The following is a 16,609-nucleotide window of genomic DNA, read 5'->3' as shown; positions in this document are numbered from 1 at the left end:
CCGACTCAGGCCCGATACGTCGTACTAAAACATTGGAGCACCATTCATGACCACTGTGATGCTCGTCCACGGCGCCTGGCACCAGCCAAGCAGCTGGGCGCGGCTCGAGGCGGAGTTGCACGCTCTCGGCCATGACACGCACACGCCGAGGCTCCCGAGCGCCGGCGAACATCCCACCGCAGGCATGCATGACGACGCCGCCGTACTGGCCGCGGAGCTGGCGTCGATCGCAGGACCGGTCGCCCTGCTCGGGCACTCCTACGGCGGCATCCCGATCACCGAGGCCGCCGCCGGGGCGAGCAATGTTGATCGGCTGATCTACCTCGCCGCCTACATGCCGGACACGGGACAGTCGATGTACACCCTCCACGGCCTTCCCGATCCCGAAGAAACAGGCGGCCTGTTCCCGCTCGGCGGCGAGCCGCGTGTCTCGCTCTACGGCGACCTGCCCGACGGAGAGGCCGAGGAGGCGGTGAGCAAGCTGGTCAACCAGACCGTCAGGTCGTTCGCGGAGAAGGTGGACGTGGCCGCCTGGCGGAGCATCCCGTCCGCCTACATCATCACGGAGCAGGACCAGGCCATCCCTGTTGCGCTGCAGGAGCAGATGGCCGCCCAAGCGGCTGAGATCCACCGGCTCCCTGGCGGTCATTCGCCGTTCCTGTCCCAGCCACGCCGGCTGGCCGCCCTCATCGACGAGATCGTACGGTCGGCCTGAACCCTTCACTGCGCCAGTCCTCCATCTCCTTGGCCTTGCAGGTCGCCGGCAGGCAGACGGCCCAGGGCGACGCCTTCCGGTCGCTGGTTCCTGCGGCCGACGCCGAAGCTCCCGCACGGTCGGGGACGCGTGACACGATTCGGCGCCCACACCGGCTCCTGACCGCCGGCAGTCTCACCGGCACCATGCGAGGCCGCTCCCCGGCTTCCGGCCATCAGCGACAAATTGCCGAGGCCTTCGCGCTCATGGCATCATCCGCGCTGGTGAAAGGATGTGTTGGTGATGCCGAGCTTGGAAGGCGCGCCCGCCGAGTTGGTCAACCGGATCGGTGAGCGGGAAACTCTCCTCGGGTTCCTCCAGGCCGTTCGGGAGGGCAAGGGGCGGGCCCTCGTCCTGAGCGGCGACGCGGGGATCGGCAAGACGGCACTGCTCGACGACATGGCGGCCAGGGCGCGCGGATTCAGGGTGCTGCGGGTCTCGGGCATGCAGTCGGAGATGGAGTTGGCCTTCGCCGGGCTGCACCAGCTGTGCGGCCCCATGCTGGAGCGGGTGGAGATGCTGCCCAAGCCGCAGCAGCTCGCCTTGCGGACCGCGTTCGGGCTGGCGGAGGGTCCGCCTCCGGCACGCTTCCTGATCGGGATGGCCGTCCTCAGCCTGCTGTCGGAGGTCTCCAGGGAGCGGCCCCTGCTCTGCGTGACAGACGATCTGCATTGGCTGGACCGGGCGTCGGCGCAGACACTCGGCTTCGTCGCGCGCAGACTCGGGGCCGACCCGATCGGCATGGTGTTCGGGGCGCGAACCCCGACCGACGAGGTGGCCGGGGTTCCTGCACTGCGCCTGGACGGGCTGGCCGCTCAGCACGCGCACGAGCTGCTGGCCACCGCGCTGACCGGGCCGCTCGACATGCGGGTGCGGGATCAGATCGTGGCCGAGACGCGGGGCAACCCGCTGGCGTTGCTGGAGCTGCCGCGGACGATGTCCCGGGAGGAACTGGCCGGCGGGTTCGGCTTTCCCGGTACGGCTCCGTTGTCGGGACGGATCGAGGAGAGTTTCGCCCGGCAGCTGGATGCGCTGCCGGGCGACACCAGGCTGCTGATCTGCCTGGCCTCGGCCGAGCCCTCGGGAGAGGCGAAGCTGATCTGGCGGGCCGCGAGCCTCCTGGGGATCTCGCATGTGGTGGCCCGGCCCGCGATGGAGTCGGGGCTCGCCGACTTCGGGCATCGGATCAGCTTCCGGCATCCGCTGCTGCGAAGGGCCGCCTACCGGTTGGCGACGGCCGAACAGCGGCGTGCCGTGCATCGGGCGCTGGCCGAGTCGACCGATCCGATCGCCGATCCGGATCGCCGGGCCTGGCACCGAGCGCAGTCGACGGACGGGCCGGACGAGGACGCCGCGGCCGACCTCGAGCGCTCCGCGAGCAGGGCTCAGGCCCGTGGCGGACCCAGCGCGGCGGCGGCCTTCCTGGAGCAGGCCGCCGCCCTGACCGTCGATCCGGCGCGCCGCAGCGATCGTCTGCTCGCCGCCGCTCACGCCAACCTGCAGGCCGGCTCCTACGAGCGCGTACTCGAACTGCTCGCGATCGTGCGGGCGGAACCGCTGACAGAGCTGCAGAGTGCCCGTGCGGACCTGCTGCGCGGAAACGTCGCCTTCACCTCCGGGCTGGGCAACGACGCTCCGCCGCTGCTGCTGCAAGCGGCCAAGCGGCTTGAACCGCTCGACCTGAACCTGGCCCGCGAGACCTACCTGAAAGCGTGGATGGCCGCGATGTTCGCGGGTGACCTCGCGATCGGCGGCAGCCTGGCGGACGTGTCCCGGGCCGCTCTCGCGCTGCCGGTGTCGGCACACCCGGATGAGGCCGAACTCGTCCTCGACGCCCTGGCGCGGGTGATCGTGCAGGGCCCGGCCGCCGCGGCACCGGTCCTGCGGAGAGCGATCAGCGCGATCGTCGACGCCTCCCTCACGCCCGACGAGGTACTGCGCTGGGGCTGGTTCGCGCACGCCGCCGCCATCGGCAGCTGGGACTTCGCCAACTGGCGCTTCCTGCTCGACCGGGAGCTGAAGGTGCTGAGGACGGTGGGCGCGTTCGACCTGATGCCCATCGTGCTGGCGGCGCTGGGGACCGTGACCACTTGGTCGGGCGAGTTCGCGACGTCCGCGGCCATGTTCGCCGAGGCCGAGACGATCTGCGAGGCGACCGGGGCGCCCGCGGCCGCCTTCGGCCCGACGATGCTCGCCTGCCTGCGCGGCGACGAGCAGAAGGCCGTCCCCCTCCTCCGCTCGATGATCGCCGAGACGCAGGTGACCGGTCAGGGAGCGAGCGTGACGTACGCGAACTGGGTGGCGGCGGTCCTCTACAACGGGCTCGGCCGCTACCCCGAGGCACTGGCCGCCGCCGTCGAGTCGAGCGAGAGCTCCTCCGACCTGTTCGTCGCTCTGTGGTCGCTGCCCGAACTGGTCGAAGCCGCCACCCGCGTCGGGGACGTCAGGGCCGCTTCGGCGGCCCTCGCCCGGCTGGCCGAGTCGACGACGGCCGGCGGCACCGATGTGGGGCTCGGCCTGGAAGCACGTTCGCGCGCACTGCTCAGCGGCGGAGACGTCGCCGAGCGGCACTATCGGGAGGCCGTCGAGCGGCTCGGCCGGACTCCGCTGCGGCCCGAGCTGGGCCGGGCACACCTGCTCTACGGCGAGTGGCTGCGCCGGGACAACCGCCGTGTGGACGCCCGGCACCACCTGAAGACCGCTCACGAGATGTTCACGGATCTGGGGATGAGGGCGTTCGCCGAACGCGCCCGCCGCGAACTGCTGGCGACCGGCGAACGGGTCCGGCAAGGCGCGGTGGACAGCGAGAGCGCGCTCACGGCACAGGAGACGCTGATCGTGCGCCTGGCGTCCGACGGCCTCACGAACACGGAGATCGGCGCCCAGTTGTTCCTCAGCGCTCGCACCGTCGAGTGGCATCTGCGGAAGGTCTACGGGAAACTCGGTATCACCTCCCGCCGCCAACTCGCCGCCGCCCTGCGCCAGAACGGCGACCGGCCGGACCGTTAGATCCCGCACTCACCCTGCCAGCTCGCCCCCAGGCTCGCGGGTGTGACATCGGGGGGCCGGCTAGGTGCGGACGAGGGGGCGGTGCGGAGGCCGTCCGAGGTGCGCAAGACGTCGGCGCGGCGGCGGTGGCGGGCACTGCCCCGGCAGCGGGCGGCGACCCGGAGCACGAACCGTTCCATGTTCGGGATCTCCTCTCTGATGCGGTCTCAGCGCCCGCCGGGCGGGGGTGCGGTGGTGTCCCTGTGGGTCTCGAGGAGACGGAGCCAGACCTCGCTGAGCGTCGGAAGGGCCGGAACGGCGTGCCGGAGGCGGTCCAGCGGGATCTCGCCGGCGATGGCGAACGTCGCCGACTGCAGGAGTCCGGCGACGCCACGGCCGGCGAAGGTGGCGCCCAGGAGGGTGCCGCGGGCGGGGTCGAGGAGGATGCGGGCGCGGCCCCGCTGACCGGGGCTGTGCTGGTGGGCTCCGGCGACTAGGCCGAGGTCGAGGTCGACGATGTCGACGTCCCTGCCCAGGCGTACGGCGTCGGCCGCGGTGAGGCCGACGAAGGCGATCTCGGGGTCGGTCAGGAGGACCTGGGGGACGGCGACGTGGTCGGCCGTTCCGGTGTGGCGGCTCCACGGCCTGCGGTCGAGGGGATGGTTGCGGGCACGGTCGGCGATGACCGTACCGGCGATCCTCGCTTGGTACCGGCCCTGGTGGGTGAGCAGGGCGCGCTGGTTGACGTCACCGACGGCATACAGCCAGTCGCCGGTGACGCCGGGCACGGTGTAGGTGTCGTCGCTCGGCAGCCAGGCACCGGGGCGCAAGCCGACGGTCTCCAGGCCGAGGTCGTCGGTGCGGGGAGCGCGGCCGGCCGCCAGCAGGAGCTCGTCGGCATGGAGCACTGCTCCGTCGGACAAGGCGAGGCGGACGTCAGCGGCGCGGGTCGCGGCGCTGAGGGTCGTGTCGAACCTCAGCTCGACGCCCGAGGCACGAAGAGCGTCGGTGACCAGGTCGGCGGCGAAACGTTCCACCCGGGGAAGCAGCCCGGATTCCGGGACGACGAGGGTCACCTGCGAGCCGAGCGCTTGCCAGGCGGTGGCCATCTCAACGGCGGCCACGCCCCCGCCCACGATGGCCAGCCGCGGCGGGACCTTCGTGGCACCGGCGGCTTCACGGCTGGTCCACGGCCGCAGGGCGGCGAGGCCCGGCAGCGGCGGGAGGGCCGCTCGGGTTCCTGTGCACACGGCCACGGCGTGCAGGGCCGACAGCCGCAGGACCGCGCCGTCGGTGCCGGTCACCTCCACGATCCGTGGCCCGGACAGCCGTCCGTGCCCGCGGACCAGAGTGATGCCCGCCCGCTCCGGCCGTTGCGCCCGAGGCAGGTCGTGCCGGCCGCCGGACGTTCGGTCGCGAGGCCGCAGGACGGCTTCGACGACGACGGTGTTCAGCCCGGCGGCGGCCGTCCGGGCGGCGACGTGCTCGCCGGCCGGTCCGGCGCCGATGACGACGACGTCGAAAATACGCACAGGATCTCCAAGGTAGACGGGCAGGACGGCGATTGGCCCTCCCCGTTGGGGACAGCGGGTCAGCGGCCGGGAGCGCGCCGGGTGATCTCCTGGCGGAACCACGGCGAGTGACGACTTCGAGTTTCCGGTCCATGACGTCGGGACGCGGCCATCAGCGGCGAACCGGCTCCGGCGAACGGCCGCCTGCGCTGGTTGTTCATGGAGCACGCCTTCCGAGCGAGCGATGCGGACGCTCCCACCCTCGGCTGTGACGCGGCCGCGCACATCCGTCATCTGACGGTGACTCAGACGACCGCCGGAACGAGCGAGTCAGGTGCCCGACCCCGGGCGCCGGTCCCCGGTGCGGACCCGTGCCCCCGGGGGGCAGTCCAGGGACACTCCCTGGGGCTCCGAGACCTCCTGCCGAGTAAAGCTGTTCACCAGGCAGGTCAGGGAGAGGGACGAGGAGTCGGCGATGGTGATCATCGGCAGGGATCGCGAACGGGCGGAGATCTCCGGAACGGTGAAGTCCACTGCCGGCCGGGTGCTCGTCGTCCGGGGCGAGGCGGGAGTGGGCAAGAGCGCTCTGCTCGAGGAAGCGGCGGAGCTGGCCGTCCGTGACGGTCACCTCGTGAGCCGGATCACGGGGGTCGAGGCCGAATCCGAGCTGCCCTATTCCGGGCTGCACCAGCTCCTCTACCAACTGCTCCCGCTGCACGACGACAGCCGCACGGTGCTCGACGCGGTCACCGGGCGGCGAGCCGACGATCCTCCCTCGCTGATGACACTCGGCATCGCGGTGCTCGAACTGCTGTCGGACATCGCCACGCGACGTCCTCTGCTGGTGATCCTCGATGACGGCCAGTGGCTCGACGATTCCAGCGCCGACGTCTTCGGCTTCGTCGGGCGCCGGATCGGGAGCGTCCCGGTGAAGCTGCTGGTCGCCGTCCGGGACGAGGTCGTCTCCCGGTTCGACACGGCGGTGCTGCCCGAGATATCGGTCGGCCCGCTCGCCGACGAAGACGCGGTGCGCCTGCTCGACCGGCACCACCCCTCCCTTGACCGGCGGGTACGCCAATGGGTGCTGAACCAGGCGCTCGGCAACCCTCTCGCGCTGTTGGAGCTGCCGTCCCAGGCCGGCGCCGCGGGACTGCCACGGAGGCTGCACCAACTGTACGGCTCCCGCATCGCCGCGCTCAGCGACCCGGCCCGTACGGAACTGTTGATGGGCGCGCTCGACGGCGTCGGGACCCGGCCGGGCGACGGCGGACCGAAGCCGCGCCACCGGATGCGGAACGTCGACGAGGCGGTGGCGTGCGGCCTGCTGGACACCGAACCGATCACCGGGGACATCACCTTCCGGCATCCGCTGGTCCGGTCGAGTGTCGTACAGATGGCAACCCCCGAGCAGCGCCGGGCGGCGCATCGCGCGCTCGCGGACCTGCACCGGGATGACCTCGAACGCCGTGCGATGCATCTGGCCGCGGCCTGTGTCGCACCCGACGAGGAGGCCGCCCAGGCGCTGGAGGCCGCGGCCGATTCGGCGATCCGCCACGGCGGCGCCGTCACCGCCGTCGGCTGGCTGACCCGGGCGGCCGAGCTGAGCGAGGACGCCGTGCAACAGACCCGGCGGCGCAGCTACGCGACGTTCCTGTCCGGCTACGCGGCCCGCCCCGGCAGTGAGCTCCCCCCGGTCCGGCTCACCGCCGGTCCGGACGCGACCGTCAACGCCGTCCACCAGGCGTTCTTCGAGGACGGTGACGTGCGCTCCGCCCACCGGCAGGCGATGGCGGCGATCGAGGCACTGAAAGGCGGGCCCACCGAGACCCTCACCCGCCTGCAGGTCCTCCTGCTCGCCGTCGACCAGTACGCCGCCGACCCCGCCATGTGGAACGAGACTCACAGGATGCTCGCGTCCCTCGGCACTCTCGTCACCGAGCAGACCCGGATCTACAGCAACACCTGGAGCGACGTGGTCCTGCACGGGCGTGGCTGGGCCGGACCTCTGGAGCGGGCCGCGGCGAACCTGCGCGACCGGGAGCCCTGGGATGTCACCCGCCTGGCGACCGCGGCCTACCACCTCGACATCGTCGGTCAGTACCGGCCCCATCTGGAACGCGTCGTGGATCGCGAACTGGCGACCGGCACCATGTTCAGCGGCCTGATCATGCTGACGATGATCATGCTGGATCAGATGGGGTCCGGCGAGTGGGACGCCGCGGTGCGGACCGGAGAACGGGCTCTGGCTCTGGAGATCGAGCACGGCCGTCAGCTGCTCGCCCACCAGACACGTGCCCATCTGGCGCAGCTCGCGGCGCTGCGCGGCCAGATCACCCGGGCCCTCGAACTGCGGGCGGAAGTCGACGCCTGGGCCAGGCCGCGCGGCGTCGGCTTCGTCACCGACCTCGCCGACTCCATCGCCCTGACGGCCGCGCTGAGCTCGGGCGACTACGAGGCCGCATACCGCCACGCGGTCGGCATCACGACACCGGGCACGTTCCGGCCCTACTGCGGCCAGGCATCACGAACCCTCCTCGACCTCGTCGAGGCGGCCCTGCACACCGGCCGCACCGAGCAGGCCCGCCGCCACGCCCTCGCCGCCCGCGACGCGGGCTTCGCCGCCCTCTCCCCGCGCCTCGCTCTGACGTGCTACGGGGCGCTGGCGATGACGGCGGACTCCGAGCGGGAGGCCGCCGGCATGTTCGCGCGGGCCACATCCCATCCGGCGGCCGCGCGGTTCCCGTTCGAAACGGCGCGGATCCAGCTGGCCCAGGGGATCCGCCTGCGCCACGCCCGCGAACGCACCGCCGCCCGGTCACTCCTCACCCACGCCGCCGAGACCTTCGAACGGCTCGGCGCCGCCGCATGGGCCGAGCGGGCCGGCATCGAACTGCGGATCATCGGATCAGCACCGCGGGTTGCCGCCCCGGACACGTCGCTGACCTGGCAGGAACGGCGGATCGCCGACCTCGCCGCCAGCGGCCTCACCAACAAGCAGATCGGCGAACGGCTACGCCTGTCACCGCGTACCGTCAGCTCCCATCTGTACCGGATCTTCCCCAAACTGGGTGTCACCACCCGCGCGGCCCTCAGGGACGCCATGAACCGCCCCGGCCGTGTCACGACGTCGGCGGACTGATGCGCCGAGAGGCTCGACTCGGGCGCAGCGGCTGGGCTCTCCTTCACCGGTCAGATGTGGTCAGCCGTGTCGCGGACCACCTCGCCGTCTCGCACGGGCGTACACCCCGCTGCCCGGCGTGGTCTCCCCCGAGTGGGCCTTGAGAGCCTCCACGTCCACCTCCTCCGGCCACCGGTTTCCGGCCTCCGACCACCGGACTCCGACCGGATCGACCCCGGCCAGATGAGCATTGCGCAGGTCAGCGACCGTGAAGTCGTCGAGAAACGGGCACACCGAGGACTCGTTGAGCGGCACCTCCCGGCCCAGCACCGCGCGAATGGTCTTCCGGGCGCAGACGGTGATCAGCAGAGCGACGTCAGCGGCGCGGTTGAGGCCGTGGTCGAGGTTGTGTTCAAGGTCATCGGCGAGTTCGTCGGCACGAGCGCGGGCGCGGGCGCGGTCGAAGGCGAGGTCGCGGGTGTGGGCGAGGTCGCGGGTGTGGGCGAGGGTTTGCGATACGGCGAGAACGTCGCCGTTACGGCGTAGGCTGATTCGGGCCTATCAGTGCGCAGGAGGAGCAGCACGGGCGGCTCAGGTGGCGGATCAACCGCGTCCTCCAGGGTTTGGGCGACGCGCCGGACCAGGGCCCGGGAGGCCACGGTGTGCACCCACGCACGAGGATGAGTGATCGCACTCCAACGCTGATGGCCCACATACCGAGTGCGCATCGAACCAGAGCCTGATAGAAGGTGGTCGGCCCGCCTCCCCGATAACCCCAGGTGTAGCCGGGCTCGTCGCCGCGGTTGGACAAGGGGTCGACACGGATGTTCCCGTCCGGCATCGGAGTGAGGGCGAAGGCGGAGGTGCTGGCCTGAGGGTCGGCGGCGATGACAGTGGCATCGGTCCAGCCGGCAGGAAGGCCGATCGGCCACTCGGCCGCGATCGCAGTGCCGTGGGAGCGGTAGTCGGAATCGAACTCGACGACGAGCCGGTCCGCGTGATCGCGCCATGCGCCAGCGACTTGCGCATCGGCCTGCTGGATGTAGCCCTGCTGGCAGTCAACCTGACCGGCACCTTCCAGGCCGGGTCGGCACCGCCGAAGAGATCGCCGCCGCATGCGCCTACCTGTGCTCCGAGGCCGCCGGCTTCGTCATCGGCCAGGTGCTCGGCGTCAACGGCGGCCTCGTGCTCTGAGCGGGCGGATGGGCCACCTGACCCCGTTCGCGCCCGGGGTCAGGTGGCTCGCAGCAGCAGGGCCAGCGCCCAGTCCTGGTCGTTGGCCAGGGGATCGGCGCGGTGGGCCGGCCGGCCGTCGACGCAGCTCGGCATGACGAAGGTGCAGGTCGCGCCGCCGTCGGGGGTGAAGTCGACCAGGTTGGCCGCGAAGATCGCCTCTGCGGTCCGCTGGTTCTCTTCGGTCTTGAGGGGCTCCGGCAGCCGGCGTAGCGCCATCGCGGTCAGCACACTCCAGTAGTGCGGGAAGGTGTCGCCCCACTGCCGGTCGATGCCGAACCAGTAGCCGTCCCAGTGGCGGATGGCGATGTCGCGGGTCCTGACGTGCGGCTGCGGTCCGCCGAAGGCGCGCAGCCAGCCCAGCGCGGTGCGCGCCGCGGTCAGGAAACGCTCCTCGCCCTGCAGGGAGTACGCCGTGGCCAGCAGGCTCACCAGCGGCGCGACCATGGATTGTTCGTAGGCGACCTCGTGCGCCGGCAGATCGGTGCCCAGGTCCACGAAACGGTCGGCGTGCTCGATCAGCGCCTTGCGCAACGAGCAGGCCCGCTCCTTGCGGCCCTGGCCCTCCAGCGTGCGCGAGACCGCCTCGACGGCCTCGGCCTGGCCGATCGACAGGTGCTCGGAGGCGCCCAGGGCGTAGCCGGCCTCCAGCAGCCAGGCCGCCAGGTCCAGGTCGCCGGCATCGCCGTACAGGTGGAACTGGTCGAGGAAGAAGTGCGCCAGCCACGGCGTGTTGTACAGCCGCAGCGGCTCGGCGCCGGGGCTGCTGCTGCGCCGGACGGCACCGTCCGGCTGGATGAGCCGCTCGCGGGCGAAGCGCGCAAAACCCCGCAGGGCGTCATCGACGGCCCGCTGATCGCCCCAGCCACGCAGCCGGGCCTGCTGCAGCAGCACGGGCATCCCGATCCGCTCGGCGCCGTCGCTCCAGTCGGGCCAGCCGTTCTCGCTCTGGCGCAGCCCGGTGCGCGTATCGACCGGGACGAACGCGTAGCGTTCCGGCTCCGGCCGCTCGGCCGGCCGGTGCTCGGCGAGGATGCGCTCCACCCGCGCCTCGACGAGCCGGCGAACCGGCGCCAGGAAGGCGACCGCCGTGCGGCTCCGGCGGTCGTCGCGCTCGAGATCGACATGCCTGACGCCGTGCCGGCCACCAGTGACGGTGCCGCCGGCGACCCCCTCGCCTGGCAGGATCGTCACCCCGGCGGCCAGGCCCAGGTGCAGGGCGGTGCCGAGCGGCGCCGTCAGCACCGGCAACGCCGCCGGAGCGTCGGTAGCCTGCAGGAAGGCTTCGCGGCTGTCGTACCAGCCCACCTCCCAGGACAACGTGTGGCTCTGGCCGGGCGCCAGCTCCAGAATCGGCTGCCCGCCGAAGGCGTCCGGGTTGCGGGCGTGATCGGTGGCATGCACCAGCAGGTGGCCCCGGCTGTCGGAGGAGGTGTTGCGGTTGCGGGACTCGATCGAGTACGCCCACAGCTCCCCCTCCCGCACGATCACCCCGAGCAGTGGCGGCGTGCCGGACATCGGCTCGGCCAGGATCCACGACCAGGCACCCGCGGTGAAGACATGCGCATGGCAACTACGGGCCAGCGCCGACGCGGCCCCGTCGTAGACGTCGCGCACCGGCACACTGACCGCCAGCCCCGTGACCTGCACCGGCCGTGCGCTGGTGTTGGTCCAGGTGTAGGTCTCGACGAAGTGCTCGGCGGTGACGCGCCCGTCGAGCACCAGCTCCAGGCCCGGGCGCGGCCGATGCCGGGTAGTCACGCCGCCGGGCCGCCAGGCGACGTCGGCCGCCGCCTGCCAGCGTCCGGACCCCTCCGGCGTGATGACGAAACCGCTGCCCCACCGATGGTCCGGCCCATGCCAGCCCTGCGACGCCGCATCCAGGAGATACGAGCGGCCGGGATCGCGGGGATGCGCGAACGCCACCGGCCCGCCGTCGGCGCCCAGCATCACATGGCCTCCGCCGAACGCGAATCTCTTCGCCACGTCGTCTCCCACCCGCACCCATCGTCGATTCGTATCGACGACGGACCCTATCTCACGTCACCACGATCGGGCGATCGGAGGCCGGCCAGGGCTACCCTGCGCCGAACACCGCCGTGCTGGCCCGCCGGGTCAGGCTGGGCGGCTGGAGGACGTGGCGGGTCGTGCCCGTCACCGGGACCCCATCGAGCTGGTCGAACAGGAGGGACATCGCCAGCCGGACCGTCCGGCGTGGTTCGGGAGACACGTTGGTGACGGGCACGCCGTAGCGGAGCGCCGCCTCGTCGGTGCACTGCCCCACCAGCGAGATGTCCCGCCCGGGGAGCAGCCCGCGCAGCACGGCGAGCTGCAGGACCCAGCCGATCGCCTGCGGCGTCCGGGCGATCACCCCGAGCCGGTCGCCGGCCTGCCCGAACAGCGCCTCCGCCATCTCCTTGAGGCCCTCCCACCCCGGGCGCGGCGGATGGACCACCCGCAGATCCAGGCCACGCGCGCTCGCGACGCCCACCGCCCCATCGTGGAACTCGCCGATGAAGGGGAAGCCCGCCCGCCGGACCTCGGGCGCCTCGCCGACCACGACGAGGTGCCGATGCCCCGTCTCGGCGAGCTCGGCCGCGAGCAGTTCGCCCGCGCGCCGCGCGTCGATGTCGACCGCGTGCAAGCCGTGGCCGTCATCCGGCGTTCCGATGAGCACCACCGGCAGCCCGAGGCCGGCCGCCGTGGCGACCCTGGCGTCCTGGGCACGGATGTCCATCAGCACGATGCCGTCGCAGATCGAGCGTTTGGCCAAACGGATCAGCTCATCGGGCCCCTGCCCCGCCGTCACCAGAACGACGTCGAAGTCGCGCTCGCGCGCCTGCTCGACCACCGTGTCGATGTACGGGATCGTGTCCGTCACGTCGGTCGCCTGCGAGAGCCGGGCCACCAGGGCGATGACGTTCGTCCGCCGCCCGCGAAGCGCCCGGGCTCCAGCGTTCGGCTGGTAGGTCAGCTGCGCGATCGCCGCCTCGACCCGCCGCTTGGTCTCGGCCGAGATCGAACGTTTCCCGCTGAGCACATAAGAGACCGTGCTCTGTGAGACGCCTGCCAAAGCGGCGACGTCCTTGCTGGTCGGCAAGGACCGATCGCTGGTACGGCTCATGCGCACCAGCCTAAGGTCCAGCCCGCCACGGCCACGCCCGCGAGCCGGCACGCACCGAGGTGCTCTCGCTGCACGAGACTCTTCGTTCGCGTGCTCAGAAACCCCAGCCGTGAAGGCGTTGGTAACGGTCGGCGATCCAATCGGCCCCGTCGACCATGCGAAGATCTCCTTCACCGGAGGTGGGGGCGGAGTATTTCCCGATGGTCTCCCGCACGCGAGCGCGTTGCCATGCCAATGCGCAGAAGCCGCCATGACCGTGAGCGCTTACGGCCGCCATGTCCCAGGCGGTGTGCCGCATGCGGGTCGTGCACCGGCACTGTCCTGCGAGAGGGAATTTTCATTGCCTGTCACACATGGCGCGGCCGGCCTGCATATGCCCAGCTCATTACTCCGCCCCAAGAGTCCGACTCGGTAGTGTCATGTGTCACATCACCTTGGGGAGGTGCGTCATGCCGGCCGCCGCCCCCAGCGCGCCCGGGCCCGAAGAACCCTCCGGCGACCGCTCCACCGTGGGCGACGCCGTCGAGCGTTTCCTCGCCTCCCTGCGGAGCGCCACCACCCGAACCAGCTACGCCCGTACCCTGGCCCGCCTGACCACCGTCGCCGGCCCGCACCACCCGGTCGCCGACCTCGAGCCCGACCACTACGCCACCGTCATGGCCACCTGGGACACCGCTGCGGCGGCCACCTGGAACCGGCACCTGTCCGCCCTGATTTCCTTCCCCAGCTGGGCCCAGCGCCAGGACCTGCTGGCAACCAACCCCGCCCGCCGCCTGACCCGGCGCATCACCGCACGCCGCGACGACCGCGCCATCCCCGCCACCCGTCTGGATGCGCTGCTCACTGACAACCAGCACGTACCGCGCGAACAAGTCCTGTGGCGAATGCTCTGCGAAACAGCGGCGCGCGCAGAAGAGAGATCCTGTCCCTCGACGTCGAAGACCTCGACCTTGAGTACCGCCGCGCCCGCGTCCGCTCCAAGGGCGGCGCCATCGAATACGTGCACTGGGCCACCGCCACTGACCGGCCGCCCTCACAGCACGCCCTCGCAGGCCGCCGTTACCGGACGGGCGCCAGCCGGGCGGCCGGCGGCAGCGGCTCGCGGACCGGGTTCGCCCGGAACGACTGGATCATCAGGGCGGCGAACCGGCGCGACGCCGCCACCCGCGCCTCAGGCGACTCGGCACGGATGCCCTCGTTGGCCATCATCGCCAGCACGAAGTCCTCCATGACGAAGTCCGGCCGCAGCTCACCCGCCTCCTTCGCCCGCCGCACGAGCAGGAGCACCAGCCGGATCGCCCGGTCGCGCTCCGCGGCGAGGTACGGCAGTCGCGAGATGAACGCGCGGGACAGGCCCCGATCGAGGGCGTGCACCTCCATGAGCTTCTCGACCACCAGGCAGAACCCGCGCCACGGGTCGGCCTCCTTCAGCCCCTCCTCGACGACTGTCGAGCACAGGGCCATCGGCTCGGCGAACACCTCCGCGAGCAGCGCCTCCTTGGCCGGGAAGTGCCGGTAGACGGTGGCCGGGCCGACCTGCGCCCGCCGGGCGATCTCCCTGATCGGCACGTCGAGGCCCTCGGCGGCGAACGCCACGCGGGCGACCGCGAGGATGCGCGCCCGGTTGTCGCGAGCGTCCGAACGGGACTTCCCACTCACTTCGGCCCTCACCGCTCTCACTTTAGTCAAACGGACGGGGTGTTCCGTTACGGTCCCGTCGCATGAGAGCAGTTCAGTTCTGTGAGTACGGCCCGGCGGGCGTGGTGCACGTCGCCGAGGTCGAGGAGCCGCACGCCGGGCCGGGGACGATCCGCGTCGCCGTGCGGGCGTCCGGACTGTCGGTGGGAGAGACCCACATCCGCTCAGGGAAGCTGCGTGGCGTGGTGCCCGTCACGTTCCCGTTCCTGACCGGGTTCGACGCCGCGGGCGTGGTGGACGAGGTCGGCGAGGGTGTCACGGGCGTCAGCGAGGGCGACGAGGTGTTCGGCATGACCGCGGCGGCCGTGCGCGGCGCCAACGCCGACCACGCGGTCCTGACCGCCTGGGCGCCGAAGCCGGCCGCGTGGAGCTGGGAGGAGGCGGGCGGCGCCGCGGGCGCGGCCGAGACGGCCACGCGGGTGCTCGACCGGCTCGCGGTCGGCGCCGGGCACACCGTGCTGGTGCAGGGAGCGTCCGGCGGGGTGGGGACGGTCGCCGTGCAGCTCGCCGTGGCGCGCGGCGCGACCGTCATCGGTACGGCCCGCGAGCGCAGCCACGGCCTCCTCCGCTCGCTGGGCGCCGAGCCGACGACGTACGGGCCGGGGCTGGCCGAGCGGGTCAGGGCGCTGGCGCCGGCCGGGGTGGACGCGGTGTTCGACTGCGCGGGAGGGTCACTGCCCGACCTGGTCGCGATCGCCGGCGACCCGGCGCGTGTGGTCACCATCACGCCCGACCCCACCGCGGCGGCGCTCGGCGTGCACCTGTCACACGGCGCGCCAGCCGCCGACCAGACCGCTGCAAAAGCCGCAAAGGCCGCCAAAGTCGAAGAAGTCGCCATCGGGGCCGCCGACCCGCTGGCGGTGCACGGCCTGGGCATCGCGGCCGAGCTCGCCGCGCGAGGCCGGTTGCGGGTGCCGGTCGCGGCGGCGTTCCCGCTCACCGAGGCCGCGTCCGCCCATGAGCTGAGCGAGCGCCACCACGCCCCAGGCAAGATCGTCCTGGTGAACTGACCAGATCCCGGGCAGCAGAGAACCTCGTACAGGCAGGTCCGGCCAGCTAGGTGTGGTTCTGGCGGGCCTGCTGGGCGGCCACGACCCGGGCCAGCCAGTCTCGCTCCACCTCCGGCTCCGGCGCCGCCCCGTCCGGGCACGCGGCCCGCTCGCCGACTCGGTCCGGCAGGGGGTGACGGCGCAGCACGTCCCGCTGGAGGCTTTCCGGCGGCTCCGTCATGACGGCCGACCCGGTTGTGCGAACGACGAGGAGCCGAGCATGCGCGCGTCCAAGGTTGTGGACGCACTCGGGGGGACGGCCTGTGACTCCTGCGTGCCTGCCCTGATGGAAGACGGCCTCATGATCATAGAGGTCTTCATGAGGCCGCTGCTGCTTGATCTACTGCGCCGGCAGGGCCCTCTTGGGCACAGCGGGGCTACTTCCTGCGTTTCACAGCCGGCGGCCCGATCCGGGAGGGCCAGGGCTGGGCCAGGGGCGCGTTCGGGCAGCCTTGCGTGACCTCGACCAGCTTGGCCTTCTCTGCGGCGTCTGCGATGAGCTGCCAGTGCCGCTTGACGGCCGCCTACTCGGCGACGTAGCGGCAGCGCACGGCCTCGATCGGCAGCCACTGCGCGGGATCCTTGTCGGCCTTTTGCCGGTTGAAGCGGGCGGTGACGGCGACCAGGCGCTCGGGCCGGTCCAGGTAGTTGGCGTAGGCCTCGCGCCTGGCGGCATTCCACGCCGACGCGCCGGAATCCCAGGCCTCTACCAGAGCACGAGGTCGTCGACGTCGAGCTGGCCGGCCGCGTACACCACGACGTCGTGTCGGGTAGCCCCGAGTCCTCTCAGACACGGGGCCCTAAAGGGAACCGGCCTCTTGATCGCTTGGCCGGGAGCGGCGCCGTCCCCTCGTGCCGCACGGCCAGGTCGCCGACGGCCTGGCGCAGCAGCGGCGGCGGGGCGGCCGGGGCGCTGTGGGCAGCAGCCGGGTAAACGGCGGCCGGGGAGGCGGCTGCGGTGAGGGCGAGGATTCTCTTGACAACGATCTCCCTCAGGGCCCGGTCGTACGCGTCGTACGTCAGCGTCGCCGCAGTCACGTTGGCCTCTGGCAGTCATCGGGTACCGTGCCGTGGGCCAGCGTAGGAGGCCATCGGCCACTCGAGTTCCCCGCCGCCGCTTCGCCGCCTGACGGT

Annotated in this window: 14 protein-coding genes and 1 pseudogene; 7 read left to right on the top strand and 8 right to left on the bottom strand. The window is 71.9% G+C overall.

Annotated features, from left to right (window positions below; all coding sequences use genetic code 11):
* Positions 1 to 46 precede the first annotated feature (46 nt).
* Together HD597_RS19460 and HD597_RS19455 are read left to right on the top strand one after the other, a co-directional pair.
* Positions 47 to 715 (top strand): alpha/beta hydrolase, encoded by a 669-nt coding sequence (locus HD597_RS19460; protein ID WP_253744085.1) that lies wholly within the window; start codon positions 47 to 49, stop codon positions 713 to 715.
* 282 nt (positions 716 to 997) lie between these two features.
* Positions 998 to 3,763: an ATP-binding protein gene (locus tag HD597_RS19455; protein WP_253744084.1), complete on the top strand. Its 2,766-nt coding sequence runs from the start codon at positions 998 to 1,000 to the stop codon at positions 3,761 to 3,763.
* 206 nt (positions 3,764 to 3,969) lie between these two features.
* On the opposite strand, the gene HD597_RS19450 is transcribed toward HD597_RS19455, so the two are convergent.
* Complete coding sequence (locus HD597_RS19450) at positions 3,970 to 5,274, bottom strand: dihydrolipoyl dehydrogenase family protein (RefSeq protein ID WP_253744083.1); 1,305 nt, start codon at positions 5,272 to 5,274, stop codon at positions 3,970 to 3,972.
* A gap of 454 nt (positions 5,275 to 5,728) precedes the next feature.
* Between HD597_RS19450 and HD597_RS19445 the strand changes: the two genes are divergently transcribed.
* Together HD597_RS19445 and HD597_RS19440 are read left to right on the top strand one after the other, a co-directional pair.
* A complete protein-coding gene (locus HD597_RS19445) occupies positions 5,729 to 8,392 on the top strand; it encodes an AAA family ATPase (RefSeq protein ID WP_253744082.1) in 2,664 nt (887 codons plus the stop codon).
* 222 nt (positions 8,393 to 8,614) lie between these two features.
* On the top strand, positions 8,615 to 8,917 hold the full coding sequence (locus tag HD597_RS19440; protein ID WP_253744081.1) for a hypothetical protein: 303 nt from the start codon (positions 8,615 to 8,617) through the stop codon (positions 8,915 to 8,917).
* On the opposite strand, the gene HD597_RS67315 is transcribed toward HD597_RS19440, so the two are convergent.
* A complete protein-coding gene (locus HD597_RS67315) occupies positions 8,907 to 9,296 on the bottom strand; it encodes a hypothetical protein (protein ID WP_504928497.1) in 390 nt (129 codons plus the stop codon). The genes HD597_RS19440 and HD597_RS67315 overlap by 11 nt on opposite strands.
* Before the next feature lie 83 nt (positions 9,297 to 9,379).
* On the opposite strand from HD597_RS67315, the gene HD597_RS19435 reads away from it, so the two are divergent.
* Positions 9,380 to 9,565 carry an SDR family oxidoreductase gene (locus tag HD597_RS19435; protein ID WP_253744080.1) on the top strand — a complete coding sequence of 62 codons (186 nt, stop codon included), beginning with the start codon at positions 9,380 to 9,382 and terminating at the stop codon, positions 9,563 to 9,565.
* A 39-nt stretch (positions 9,566 to 9,604) separates the two neighbouring features.
* On the opposite strand, the gene HD597_RS19430 is transcribed toward HD597_RS19435, so the two are convergent.
* A complete protein-coding gene (locus HD597_RS19430; protein ID WP_253744079.1) occupies positions 9,605 to 11,590 on the bottom strand; it encodes a hypothetical protein in 1,986 nt (661 codons plus the stop codon).
* A 91-nt stretch (positions 11,591 to 11,681) separates the two neighbouring features.
* The gene (locus HD597_RS19425; RefSeq protein WP_253744078.1) at positions 11,682 to 12,728 is read right to left on the bottom strand and encodes a LacI family DNA-binding transcriptional regulator; all 1,047 of its coding nucleotides are present in this window, start codon (positions 12,726 to 12,728) and stop codon (positions 11,682 to 11,684) included.
* Between the two features lie 275 nt (positions 12,729 to 13,003).
* Between HD597_RS19425 and HD597_RS66760 the strand changes: the two are divergent.
* A pseudogene (locus HD597_RS66760) lies at positions 13,004 to 13,459 on the top strand (site-specific integrase); the annotation flags it as partial.
* Between the two features lie 328 nt (positions 13,460 to 13,787).
* Here HD597_RS66760 and HD597_RS19420 read toward each other — a convergent pair.
* On the bottom strand, positions 13,788 to 14,399 hold the full coding sequence (locus tag HD597_RS19420; RefSeq protein WP_253744077.1) for a TetR/AcrR family transcriptional regulator: 612 nt from the start codon (positions 14,397 to 14,399) through the stop codon (positions 13,788 to 13,790).
* A gap of 50 nt (positions 14,400 to 14,449) precedes the next feature.
* Between HD597_RS19420 and HD597_RS19415 the strand changes: the two genes are divergently transcribed.
* Positions 14,450 to 15,436, top strand: a complete 987-nt coding sequence (locus HD597_RS19415) for an NADP-dependent oxidoreductase (RefSeq protein ID WP_253744076.1) — start codon at positions 14,450 to 14,452, stop codon at positions 15,434 to 15,436.
* 46 nt (positions 15,437 to 15,482) lie between these two features.
* On the opposite strand, the gene HD597_RS19410 is transcribed toward HD597_RS19415, so the two are convergent.
* From HD597_RS19410 to HD597_RS19400, 3 genes are all read right to left on the bottom strand, one after another.
* Positions 15,483 to 15,656, bottom strand: coding sequence for a hypothetical protein (locus HD597_RS19410; RefSeq protein WP_253744075.1), 174 nt, complete (start codon positions 15,654 to 15,656; stop codon positions 15,483 to 15,485).
* A 343-nt stretch (positions 15,657 to 15,999) separates the two neighbouring features.
* Positions 16,000 to 16,269, bottom strand: a complete 270-nt coding sequence (locus HD597_RS19405; protein ID WP_253744074.1) for a hypothetical protein — start codon at positions 16,267 to 16,269, stop codon at positions 16,000 to 16,002.
* Entirely contained in the window at positions 16,262 to 16,513 is a 252-nt protein-coding gene (locus HD597_RS19400) for a hypothetical protein (RefSeq protein WP_253744073.1), read from the bottom strand. Before HD597_RS19400 ends, HD597_RS19405 begins: the two co-directional genes overlap by 8 nt.
* Between the last annotated feature and the right edge of the window lie 96 nt (positions 16,514 to 16,609).

Origin of the sequence: Nonomuraea thailandensis (assembly GCF_024172165.1) — a bacterium.
Lineage (GTDB): Bacteria > Actinomycetota > Actinomycetes > Streptosporangiales > Streptosporangiaceae > Nonomuraea > Nonomuraea thailandensis.
The sequence above is the reverse complement of the archived record's forward strand: the minus strand, read 5'-3'. Positions and strand labels throughout refer to the sequence as shown.